Source organism: Streptococcus infantis, assembly GCF_047465525.1.
GTDB classification, from domain to species: domain Bacteria; phylum Bacillota; class Bacilli; order Lactobacillales; family Streptococcaceae; genus Streptococcus; species Streptococcus infantis_R.
In genome coordinates this window covers 1-11,206 of sequence record NZ_JASGZS010000042.1, presented here as the reverse complement: position 1 = coordinate 11,206, position 11,206 = coordinate 1, and the positions used below count along the sequence as shown (strand labels likewise).

Annotated in this window: 12 protein-coding genes; 2 read left to right on the top strand and 10 right to left on the bottom strand. The window is 33.7% G+C overall.

Annotated features, from left to right (window positions below):
- Nucleotides 1-198 precede the first annotated feature (198 nt).
- The 10 genes from QM374_RS10265 to QM374_RS10220 form a co-directional block, all read right to left on the bottom strand.
- Nucleotides 199-672, bottom strand: coding sequence for a hypothetical protein (locus QM374_RS10265; protein ID WP_414311677.1), 474 nt, complete (start codon nucleotides 670-672; stop codon nucleotides 199-201).
- The gene (locus tag QM374_RS10260; protein ID WP_414311676.1) at nucleotides 669-1,136 is read right to left on the bottom strand and encodes an antirestriction protein ArdA; all 468 of its coding nucleotides are present in this window, start codon (nucleotides 1,134-1,136) and stop codon (nucleotides 669-671) included. Before QM374_RS10260 ends, QM374_RS10265 begins: the two co-directional genes overlap by 4 nt.
- Before the next feature lie 24 nt (nucleotides 1,137-1,160).
- The gene (locus tag QM374_RS10255; protein WP_414311675.1) at nucleotides 1,161-1,529 is read right to left on the bottom strand and encodes a hypothetical protein; all 369 of its coding nucleotides are present in this window, start codon (nucleotides 1,527-1,529) and stop codon (nucleotides 1,161-1,163) included.
- Between the two features lie 59 nt (nucleotides 1,530-1,588).
- Nucleotides 1,589-1,861, bottom strand: coding sequence for a hypothetical protein (locus QM374_RS10250; RefSeq protein ID WP_414311674.1), 273 nt, complete (start codon nucleotides 1,859-1,861; stop codon nucleotides 1,589-1,591).
- Between the two features lie 81 nt (nucleotides 1,862-1,942).
- Nucleotides 1,943-2,263 (bottom strand): hypothetical protein, encoded by a 321-nt coding sequence (locus tag QM374_RS10245; RefSeq protein ID WP_414311673.1) that lies wholly within the window; start codon nucleotides 2,261-2,263, stop codon nucleotides 1,943-1,945.
- Nucleotides 2,260-3,489, bottom strand: coding sequence for a replication initiation factor domain-containing protein (locus QM374_RS10240; RefSeq protein ID WP_414311672.1), 1,230 nt, complete (start codon nucleotides 3,487-3,489; stop codon nucleotides 2,260-2,262). Before QM374_RS10240 ends, QM374_RS10245 begins: the two co-directional genes overlap by 4 nt.
- A 277-nt stretch (nucleotides 3,490-3,766) precedes the next feature.
- Entirely contained in the window at nucleotides 3,767-5,518 is a 1,752-nt protein-coding gene (locus QM374_RS10235) for an FtsK/SpoIIIE domain-containing protein (protein WP_414311671.1), read from the bottom strand.
- 19 nt (nucleotides 5,519-5,537) lie between these two features.
- Nucleotides 5,538-5,996 (bottom strand): hypothetical protein, encoded by a 459-nt coding sequence (locus QM374_RS10230; protein WP_414311670.1) that lies wholly within the window; start codon nucleotides 5,994-5,996, stop codon nucleotides 5,538-5,540.
- Entirely contained in the window at nucleotides 5,996-6,298 is a 303-nt protein-coding gene (locus QM374_RS10225) for a hypothetical protein (protein WP_414311669.1), read from the bottom strand. Before QM374_RS10225 ends, QM374_RS10230 begins: the two co-directional genes overlap by 1 nt.
- Nucleotides 6,299-6,386: 88 nt before the next feature.
- A complete protein-coding gene (locus QM374_RS10220) occupies nucleotides 6,387-9,404 on the bottom strand; it encodes an SspB-related isopeptide-forming adhesin (protein ID WP_414311668.1) in 3,018 nt (1,005 codons plus the stop codon).
- Nucleotides 9,405-10,313: 909 nt separating this feature from the next.
- Between QM374_RS10220 and QM374_RS10215 the strand changes: the two genes are divergently transcribed.
- Both QM374_RS10215 and QM374_RS10210 read left to right on the top strand, forming a co-directional pair.
- Nucleotides 10,314-10,649, top strand: a complete 336-nt coding sequence (locus tag QM374_RS10215) for a helix-turn-helix domain-containing protein (protein ID WP_301559680.1) — start codon at nucleotides 10,314-10,316, stop codon at nucleotides 10,647-10,649.
- A gap of 2 nt (nucleotides 10,650-10,651) precedes the next feature.
- Entirely contained in the window at nucleotides 10,652-11,077 is a 426-nt protein-coding gene (locus tag QM374_RS10210) for an ImmA/IrrE family metallo-endopeptidase (protein WP_247934695.1), read from the top strand.
- Nucleotides 11,078-11,206 lie beyond the last annotated feature (129 nt).

The window sequence follows — 11,206 nt, the reverse complement described above, 5'->3', positions numbered from 1 at the left end:
ACCACGATATTATACAAACTAGAATAAGGACTGACATCCATAGTTAACTGATTATCAAGCATCATTTCACCTCATCTCTAGTATAACAAAAAAGCCATCTATTGGATGACTTTTTCAGTGGGCTCGATTTTTTCTGGCTTATTTTTTTAATCTTTAACTGTTTGTCTTTTCGTGGCTTCTTTAAAAACATATTCCTCATTAAAAAGAAACCTTTCTATAAAATCCATTAGGAGTATTCAAAACTTCTCCTTGGTTAATAAATCCTTGAAATACTGTCACCCAATTCCCACACTTAAAAAAATAATCAATAACCGATTTATAATCTAACTCTTTCGTCAATTCAAAAATTGTATCAACTTCATCTTTAGAACAAAATCTATAATAAGTCGTTGCAATTTTTGTCACAGGAATATAACGCTGTAATTGAAATTTGACAATGTATTCATCACCATCATATAATTCCAACACTGCTTTCTTCAGCAAATAAACCTCGTCCAGCGACATGATTTTATCCACTCCCCAATCAGAAATCCCACAAATAAAAAAGGTGTCTTTGTCAATTCCTCTTTCAATTATTCTTTCAAGGACTTGTTCTTGACTGTACTTCATAATATCTAGTTCACAGAGGAATTCAAAATTCCCTTCTCTTAAAACCCTTATATTCGCTATCATCTTGATACAAAGTAACCTTTATCTACAAAGCTACCACCTTCTTCTAAGCGAACATCACGACCAAATTTTTCATAGTCAACATAAAGAAGCAATTTTTCCTTAGAAAGCTCTACACCAAGTTTCTCAACTAGATATTCACCTAGATCTCTATCAGTTGCAACTTCAGGATATAAATAACAATCATCAAAATCATAACTATCTAAGTATGATGGATCAGAAGATTCTGTTTCAATAACCGATAAAACAATATCTTCATCTACATCTTCAATATTTTCAGCAATACTATTCGCTAAATCTAAGGTCAAACGTTCACATTCCAAAATAGGTAATTCTTCAATCGAATCAATAGTAACCTCAATTTCTTGACCTTCATAGCCAAAGCGTTCAGCTACTTCTTCATTAGAGCATGGAAGCAGGACTCGTCTTGCGATTCCTTTATAAATAACTAAAGCCATTAAATCCATTTTTTTATTTTCCCCCTTTACTTTCTACTGCAACAAAAACCAACTATCATCCTCATGACCTAAATATGTATATGATTCACTCAAACAATTGATTATTTCTTCCTCGTGCTCTTCCACATAAGCAAATAATCGCTCTTCATTGACTAACTGCTCATATTCTTCATGGTTTATAATTTTAGCAAAATCAATCAATGCTTCCTTCGTTTCAACTTCTGTAAATGAATTGATTGCCACATTATCAGGATTACAACCTTCAAATTCTTTAAACTCCACACCATCAAAACATTCGTCTAACTTAGCAATAACTTTCTCAGGTAAATCCAATAAGGTTTTCCCATACACATAGTTTTTACATACATCAGAAAAATTATCGTAAACTACTTTAACACTCATTTAACTCTCCTTCCAAAAAATAAAAAGGAAGCCATAATTGACCTCCTTCACAATTTTCATTAAATTGAAGCTGAACGCTCAAAACTACAACCAATCGCAAATGCTCGATTTGTAACTTTATTAAGTTCCTTATTCATTGAATAATAACTAGACAGGTCTTTCTTGATACATTCAAGAACTTGATACGGTAGTTGCAATTCTTCTTCATTTTTAAGAAGTGCACTCAATTCACCAGCCATAGTCCATGCTTGCTTAAATTCTTGATCCTTTAGTTTTTTTGCAAGTTCATTCGACAAATCAATAATTTGTTTATCTTTTCCAGCTAAAGCCATTTTTTATACCTCTTTCTTTTCATTTTTATCTTTTACATTTTCTAATTAGACAGGCTGGAGAACGTTTCTTAACTTTCATATTCACATCCACTCCTCTAAATGAAATCGTTCAATCAATTTTAAACACTCCATTTCCATTTCTTCTTTACTCCTTCTTAACAATCCAAACCAAAGTAACTTTCTCTTAACATCTACTTGTCCTGCTAAATATGATTCATAATCTATAATCAATCGTTTCAACTTAACCCAATCACTTCGCTTCTTTGTCACCTTATAGTTTTGAGATTGAAACTCAATATAGGCTTGATAATCTCTTGCTACCTTACTATCTGTCAAACCATCATAAAAATTTCTTGCAGGAATCAAATATACAATTTTTTCAATGTCTTTATATTCAATCATTCTGTCCTCCCTAACTGATTTTGAAGAAACTCTAATTCTTTTCGCTGTCTAGGTGTAAGTTCTCCTGAATCCATTATCTTTTTCATATTCTCTTGCATGAACATTCGATCAATTTCAGACACAAATAATAATGAATTAGAAACCCTTTCTACCAACCATCTAATCGTCCTTTCCACTGAATAAGGTTCAGGGCTAACTGTTAGTCTGACTGCTTCATGATTTCCGAAAAGTTGTTGCCACTTGCTATCATACTTTCTAAAACCATGTTCATCAGTACCATCATAGATTTGTATCGCTCCTTGAAAAATTGACCTCGTTAATTCTGCAATCTCACTACCAGCTAAGACTTCTGAAACAAATGCCCTAGCTTTTCCTTGCGAAAAACGAACTTCATAGCGATTCCATATCCTAAACAGTCTGACACTAGCTGATACGCTAATTCCTTCTTTCTTTGCTATCTCGTATCTCTTTTCATAAAAGTTAAAATACATTTCAGATTGACGACTACCAAGATAGATTGATAAGCCTTGCCTATTTTCTGATTCAAATGGATTTTCAAAATCAAATCCTCCACCACCCACAAATGAAAAGCTCTTCAAATAAGGTGATACAATCTCTTGTTGATAGTATCTAGTCACTAGTGTTGACAAATCAAAATTCTCCTTCGTATCCTCCATTGCCATTTCATCAACTGCAATATCTATTCGAGTTACACTAAAATCACCTCCATAACACTTCTGAAACCTTTTTATAAAGTCAGTCCACGTTAGGTTACTATTTTCAAGATACATTTCTAATTGACGACAGCCTTGACCACTTAATTGAACCGTAATCCTATTTTTATCCTCTCCATTTTCACTAAAGCAGGAATTAAAGCCGAAAAACCAAATATCACCATAACGATACAACAGTTCATATTTCATAAATGAAGTTGTTTCAGGTCGAAGCATGACATCCAATCCGAAAAATTCTTTTGCCACAAAGTATACATCTGTTTCATTGTGAAGCGTAAATCTGAAATAGTCAATCATGTATCTTGTTAGATTAGTGTCACCGTTTTTTAAACTGAACTGATTTTTTATTTCTATGAAATCTTCCTTTTTCAATGTTCTATACCCATTTTCATAGGCTTTTAGGGTAGAAACAGGGATACCAGTCTTTAATGACAACTCTTTTCTTGTCATATTTAGTTCTTTTCTAAATTTTTTTAAGTTTTTTCCTTCCATTTCTCCTTCAAAACTCCATTTTTTACCAAAAGGGACACAAAAAATCACTAAATGGACACACCTTTATCCCTTATCGCCGTAAGCGTAAAGTGCATTTTGTAACTTTTGTTACCCACCTATTAGAATAGGTGGGTTAATTAGTATAGTCCAGCCCTCTAGTGAGCGCTAGTGAGCGCAGGCGCTCGTTGCTTCGCTTCCTCGCTTCTGCTACTAGCTACTAGAGAGCTGGACTACACCAACTACATATAAACAAAGAAAAGGGGGATCTCCCCTCTTCTCATAGTTCGTATTCATCAAATGGAAAATCTTCCAAAATATCAGACCATTTTTGAGTTCTTGTCTTTTTCAACTCAAACAAATCTCTAACCAAAAGAACCTGAGCCTGATTCATCACAATTATTCCATCTTCCTTCATAATCGTAATTTTTCCTAGTTCTTCTAACTTCTTCAGTAAATTTTGAACAGAGGAGAAACTAACTCCAATATCCATAGATACATCACTTGCTTTAGCAAGATCCTTTTCATCTTTCTTTATTTCTTTCTTACTAGCCATCAACTCTTGCACCATTTCAGAATTAGCTTTTTTAACTTGCCCTTTTTGCAATTCTTCTTTAGCTTGCATTTCTTCCAGTAATACTTGTTTTTCTTCTTCAGATAATCCAGCACTAGGATTATCTAAAGGATTGAAAGGATTTTCTCGTCTATCTATCTTTTCATATTCATCATAAAATGATAATTTTCTTTCAAGTAACGGTGAATAAAATTCCCTCGCTACTTCTCCATAAACACAAGCATAACCACGACCATAAACACGCTTACCAGCAAGATATTTCACATACTTAAATTCCTTGTTCCTATTGATTTCCCCAAAGGCTAGGTCATAACCTACCTCGTCCAATCGACCAACAGAAATACGAAAGTTAATGTTTGCTTGAAGTTTAGAGCCTAAATCTTCTCTCGAAGGTTTCTGCATAGCTATTACTCCAAAACAACCAGCTTGCCTTCCTAAAAGTAAGAATTGCCCCATAGCATTGTCTAAACGCTGTCTTGTTTGAAAATCAAGCATGGCACACAAGGCATTATACTCATCACAAACTAAGAAATATGGCTCTAAGCCATACTCATAAAACTTCTTCAAATCCTTATCACCATTTTCTGCACGTTCCTTGCGCATATAAGAATAACGTGCAAACATAATTTCTACTGCTCTTTCTATCATAGAAACTATATCTTCTGCTTCATAAGAGATACGACCTTCAAAAACTCTTTGTTCTGCCATAGTCACAAAGTCAGCTTGTTTTGGATCACCTATATCCACTACACCAACTTTAGCCATTGCACGAATCAAAGTTCTCAATAATACTGTTTTACCACCACCAGTACCACCAACAACCAACAAATGAGGATCATCAATAGGATTCCAATAAAGATTCTTCATCAATTGAATACCTTTATCCGAATAGTTGACATCAGTGACCTTGATCCGATTCAAAAACGCAGAATAGGCAAGTTTATAAGTCTTAAACTTAATATCGTCCTGAACTTCCATAAAGTCCATGAAAAAGGTTGTTTCAAGTTCACTAGCAATCTTTTTAAATTTTTCCTGAAACTTATTTCCAGCCATTTTAAAGGCTACATCTAAATCATAACGATTCTGCTTCAAATAGACAGTAGGAAACACAATCTTATCAACAGTACCTGAATCTCTTTTCACCTTTTTTGTATAAGAGTATCCATTTTCTTTCAAAAAGAAAGCCAGTTTAGATAGTCTTTCCAACTTTTGAAATAGGAATATTCTTTCTTGCGAAAACCATGTTAAATAGATACTTAAAACAACAAATACAATCAATAGGATCACAGAATTAACAATTGATAATCTATCTAAATTCTTGATTTTTTCAAAATTTCGATACACATAGAATCCAAGTACAGGACTAAATATCAAAAAGAAAAAAGAAAAGATAAAGTATCTAAGATTCACCATGTAAGGCTTAATCTTAATTCCCCTATATGCAGGAAATAAACCCATATCTTTTCTCCTTTAGCAATTATCCTTTATGTTCTTGTTTCTGTTCTTGCTTTTGATCCTGTTTAGGTTTGACAGCAGTTTTTTTTAGCTTATCAACTACAAATACGAATCGGTGTTTATTAGGTTCAACTTGATTTCGATCAGCCTTACGCATACCATGATATGCGATCAACAACGTATCAAAATCAATAGTTTCTTGATATCCAAGATTCAAAGCATCAATTTCTTCTGCTGATTGTTCAGTTACTTTCAAGAATACAGTGTCTTCTTGTCCTTCAGAATATACTAGAACTTCAACACCATCATAATCACCTTCTCCTGTTTCAAGATCAATATTTACAAACTGTGCCCCTTCATTCTTAATAAATTTACAATTCCCCAAAACTTCCTTTGGCTTTAACAACAAATCATTCAAAATACGATATTTTTTTGAAAAAATTTCTACACGATTTCCAAGTTCTAGTCCATTTTTAGCCATTATTTATTACCTCCTACACGTTTAAGTCCTTTAGCCAATACATTTGTTGAAGCAGAGAAATTCGGTCCTTCAACATAATCTTCTAGGAAAATTGGATTAATAGGTTCAACTTCCTCATTTACTTGATATGTAGCCATATCTTTTGGAGTGATAATTGAGAACATACCGTGCTTCCCATTCATCACAATATGTCGTGTCCCCTCAAAAGGTTTACCTTCAATAATAGTTGGTGCTTTTTCAGAGCGTACATAGTTAGCCTTCCCAATCGCTTCAGGATTGAATTTAAAGTTTTCAATTTTCATTTCTTATTTTCCTTTTCTATTTACATTTTTAAACAAAACAAAAAGGACGATAATCCTGTTCTATTATCGCCCAACAACACAATCTTCACTAATCTTTTTTACGTTTAAGACCAGCCAAACCAAGGACAGATAAAATACTAGTACCTATCAATCCAAGAGAACTTGCATCAGTACCTGTATTTGGCAACTCTTTCAATTCTACAGATTGCTCTTGTTTAACTGATTCAACTGACTGGGATGATTCAACTGGGGTAGATGGTTCAGTCGGTTTAACTGGCTTAGGTAGTTTAGGTAATTCAGGAGAATTAGGAACTTCAGGAGTATGAGTCACTACTTTAGCTTCCATCTCTTGACCGTTGACAATATTGACAAATCTATTTTCAACTTCTCCACTTGCGATACGCTCAACTTCGATATAGAAATCAGCATCGAACGTACCTTGTACTCCTAGAGAGTTTAGGAACTCTTTATCAATAGTGTAAGCCCACTTACCGTCTTGTTCATTCCATGTTACTTTAACAATCTTCTTGATAAAGTCAGAGTTTGTACTTTGATTAAATTCAAATTTAAAAGCATAAGCAGAACCTTTCACGATCTGATCTCCTGCCTTAACCACTTTACCGTCAGCCAAGACGACATCATAAGGAAGAACTAAGTCTTTTTCAGCAAGGTATTCTGAACCACGAATGATTCCTGACCAATTGCCAGTATAACGATCATGTCTAACATCTAACTTATCAATGCCATCATACTGATAAAGAGTATCATGTTTTGCTGGAACAGTTACACCGTCCAAAAGATAGCGTAGATATTCCCCAATTTGAATTTCTTGACCGTCCCGAACTTTAGAATTATCTTTGTGATCCAAAGCGTGTTTTTCAGGTTTCAAGTTAGGAACTTGAACAGTTACCAAGTTAGAAACAAAGCCATTTCCAAAGTCAATTTGGTGGAAATCGTTCTTCACAATTTGACCTTTTTCTACCAACAAATGAGCAGGAAGATCAATCGTGATATTCTTAACCTGTCTTACATAATTCTTATAGAATGAAGCCGAGTCTTTCGCTACAAACATATAGAACTCACCTTTTGGATTCAAGCCTGCCTCTTTCAAAATGTTTTGAATTTCATGTGTACGTTCTTTTTCTGAAAGAACATGATACATATTAAAAAGATCCTTAACATCTTTACCAGTAGAATCCTTCATTGTGATTTTGTTATCATTTACCATGTAAGCACCATCTTGTACATCATCTACCATTGCCCAAGTCTTACCATGAGTTTTAGAATCAGCAGTAAATGTTGAATATGGTTTGTAATCCGTTGTCAAACTGAATTTCACATTTTTATCAAATGTATTTGCGCTATCAATATTGTTTCCAAAATTATCAGTAATAGCCTTCACAGGTTTTGGAGTTGAAGGGTTTACACGCAAGCGTCTATATTTAATTTTTACAGTTGGGGCATCAGGTTTATTCGGTAAATCTTTTGGTTTTCTCAAAACAAGCTTTATTTCTTTAGTATCCTTTTTCTTCCACTCAGGTTTAACTGGTGGCTTAGAAAGAATAGTCACAGGCACTGTTGAACTTGCCTTACCAAAGATACCAACAGCCCACCCATCTTGATAGAAAATATCTTCATCTTTCAGATTACTTCCTGCCGAACCAAGCTGTCTTTTAACTTCTGCTCGTTTGGATTCAATTTCTTCTTCACCACGAACACCTACTCCATTGTGATAAGCAAAATTCAACTTAGAACCATATCCAACAGAAAGAAGCGAACCTAGAGGAATATCTGATTCATCTCCTACGTTAGCATATCCAAGATCGCCTGCTTTTACTCCCAATTCAGGAGCATCATAAGTCCATGGTGTTTTATATTCACCCTTATAATATTCTTTACCATCACGACTTATTTTTTTAACTTCTGAACCATTTGGATTTAAAACAACTCCTTCTGAACCATCTTGATAAGTAAAGCGTAATTCTTGGCCATAGTCTATATCATTAAATGTAGAAGCGATAGCCATCAAAACTTCTTTCCCTGTCTTTTCATCAAAGAAGTCAATTTTGGTGTCAAATTGAACTAGATTTCCAAAAAGGAAATTGATTGAACCACTTCCATTGTCTTTTCTAATAAAGATTTTTGTAGCACTTAATGGCTTGCTATCCTTAACCCACTCAGCTTCAGCACTATTGAAAGTAAATCGGGCAGAGATTTTCTGCCCCTCTTTGCTTTCAGCAACGTTATGGAGTGTGAATGAATCACCCACTTTTGGATTCACAATTTCAGCAAAAACATCATCATTTTTTGAGAGCAAGTCTGTACGACTTCCACTAATAGTTGTGTCTGAATGTAGTCCAATATAATCTTTAACAGCCGTTAAACCTTCTACTCCTTCAAATGAAGCAGTTAGATTGCTGTAATAGCCCACACTGCCACGTTTGCTTTCATCATAATTGCCATAAACTTTAATATGAGTATTTTCAGCCTTCAATCCTTTCTTAGTAAGTTCTTCTTTTTGATTGTTGTAAGCAGCCAGTTCCTTATTGTAGTTTTCTAGCTTCTTGTCATACTGCTCTTTTAGTTCCGTATTTTCCTTGTCAACATTCTTATTATAATCTTCTTGAGCTTTCAGGCTTTCTTTGTAGTCATCTTTTTTCTTTGCATTATCACGTTCGATACTCTCGTTTTCAGCTAAAACTGCTCGACGTTCAGCTTCGTTATTTCTTTTAGCTTTCTTATATTCATCCGTTTTCTGTTTGACTTCTGATTCATGTTTTGCATAATCAGCTTCAATTTCTTTTTGCTTACTTACGACTGTTTCGCTTGTTGCAACTCCTTCATCCTGAACATCATCAATTTCAACATTTACCCCAGCTTCTTTAGCTTCAGTCATAGCTTTATCAAGCGATTCATGAGAAATTGCAACTTCAAATTCTGCTTTCTTTTCTACAGCTACAGGGGTATTCACATTTACCTCATCAGCAGTTACAGTTGAAGAGAAAGCCATTCCCAACATTGCAAGTGCAAGGATAACTCCACATGCACCACCAGATTTCATCTTACGAATAGAACCGTAAGCCTTAAATTCTTGATTTTTCAACATTTATTATTAATTCTCCTTTTATTGATATTTTTATTTTTTAATCTCGTCACTTTCAAGAAGGGGAACGAGATCGCTTAGCTACTACAATCATTTTTTCTCCTTTTCTACAAATAAAAAAGCCAGTTACCCAACTGACTTTAAAAATAATAATTCATTTTTGTATGCTATCTTTTGAAATATCTATTCATTGATTGTTAAAAACTATATAATCTTGCACATAAATTTTGAAGAACTCTTTATCACCTCATTTCCTATTGTTAATTCACATAAAAGAATACAACTATATTCTCTTGTGAAAACTAACAATAAAGCTTATTGTTAATTTTCTAATCAGTAAAGATTTTTCTCTAATGTCTTTACTGATTCCTGATTATTTATATGCTCATATCTTCGCATATTTTCAGCTTCTAAGCCTACTACCTTCGCCAAAGTCACGAATTTAAGAATAACTCAATATCCCCTCTTTCTTACCTAAAGGCATTAGCAAAAGTTAATCACTCAACTTTCACATACCGACCATACGACATATAGACTTCACTATCTCTCTCTAGCTACTTTCTACGAAGTATCATTGACTATCCCCAGCCGTCAGTTCCCTTTACTTATCTACTAAGGTGAAAGGACGAAATACCCAACGTGATCTTAATAAAAGATTAGTAGATATAAAAACTAGAACTACTAACAGCCTTGACTTTTAACCATAAATCACTTATAATAAAGTTGCAACATCAATTATTCGTGTTTGGTCAGTGTAAATCATTGCCTGACACGTTTTTTTATTAAATTTTCAAAGTTCAATCACCATAGAAAATGTAATCATCTGATTACATCGACTATTATATAATCAAATGATTACTTTGTCAAGACTTTTGTAAAATAATTTTATTATTTCTTATTACGGTACTTATTATGGAATTTAAAGATAGATTAAAAGCAGTTCGACTGAACAATAAACTCACTCAAAAAGAGGTTGCAAACCACTTCCAAACTTCACCCCAAAGTTATGCCCAGTGGGAGAAAGGGCTAAGAAAACCATCAGCAGAAAATCTTCAGAAACTTGCAGATTTTTTCAACGTTTCAACTGACTACCTTTTAGGGAAAAATGATTTTCCTGAACCTGATTCGGATATTGATTTAGATACTGCTATTGATAATTCAGTCGCTTTCGATGGTACGCCTATCACAGATGACGACCGAGAAATCATCAAAAATTATCTGAAAGATTACTTCGCAAATAAAAAATAAGTATGAATCTAAATAAAGTTATAAAAGAGATTGAGCAATTAAACTGCCAAGTTGTCATTCTTGACAACTTATCCTGTAAGGGGAGATATGTACTTGCAAATAACAAACACTTTATTTTCCTTAGTTCCGATACAACAGATATTGAAAAAATAAATATACTTCTTCACGAAAAACACCATCTCATTAATGATGATTGTAACAACTCTTTATCTCAGATCGATACTTTTAAAAATCATATTGAATCTGACACTGAAAAAAGAAGAATCCTTGATTTTATGAGCCTAGTAAATAGTGAATACCCAATTGATGAAAGTTTTAATTATCAAAACTATATTTCGAATGCAGAAATTCCAGCAAAATATGAAAACTATGTTAAAGAAATAGCTAGACAATTTTATAATGATAACAAAAAAAATAACATTATCTGATGAGAGCCCACTGAAAAAGTCATCCAATAGATGGCTTTTTTGTTATACTAGAGATGAGGTGAAATGATGCTTGATAATCAGTTAACTATGGATGTCAGTCCTTATTCTAGTTTGTATAATATCGTGGTT

Coding starts and splice junctions, on each gene's coding strand:
- QM374_RS10250 (WP_414311674.1), bottom strand. CDS start 1,861: ATGGCTTTAGCTGGAAAAGATAAACAAATTATTGATTTGTCGAATGAA.
- QM374_RS10265 (WP_414311677.1), bottom strand. CDS start 672: ATGATAGCGAATATAAGGGTTTTAAGAGAAGGGAATTTTGAATTCCTC.
- QM374_RS10240 (WP_414311672.1), bottom strand. CDS start 3,489: ATGGAAGGAAAAAACTTAAAAAAATTTAGAAAAGAACTAAATATGACA.
- QM374_RS10225 (WP_414311669.1), bottom strand. CDS start 6,298: ATGAAAATTGAAAACTTTAAATTCAATCCTGAAGCGATTGGGAAGGCT.
- QM374_RS10215 (WP_301559680.1), top strand. CDS start 10,314: ATGGAATTTAAAGATAGATTAAAAGCAGTTCGACTGAACAATAAACTC.
- QM374_RS10260 (WP_414311676.1), bottom strand. CDS start 1,136: ATGGATTTAATGGCTTTAGTTATTTATAAAGGAATCGCAAGACGAGTC.
- QM374_RS10255 (WP_414311675.1), bottom strand. CDS start 1,529: ATGAGTGTTAAAGTAGTTTACGATAATTTTTCTGATGTATGTAAAAAC.
- QM374_RS10220 (WP_414311668.1), bottom strand. CDS start 9,404: ATGTTGAAAAATCAAGAATTTAAGGCTTACGGTTCTATTCGTAAGATG.
- QM374_RS10210 (WP_247934695.1), top strand. CDS start 10,652: ATGAATCTAAATAAAGTTATAAAAGAGATTGAGCAATTAAACTGCCAA.
- QM374_RS10235 (WP_414311671.1), bottom strand. CDS start 5,518: ATGGGTTTATTTCCTGCATATAGGGGAATTAAGATTAAGCCTTACATG.
- QM374_RS10230 (WP_414311670.1), bottom strand. CDS start 5,996: ATGGCTAAAAATGGACTAGAACTTGGAAATCGTGTAGAAATTTTTTCA.
- QM374_RS10245 (WP_414311673.1), bottom strand. CDS start 2,263: ATGATTGAATATAAAGACATTGAAAAAATTGTATATTTGATTCCTGCA.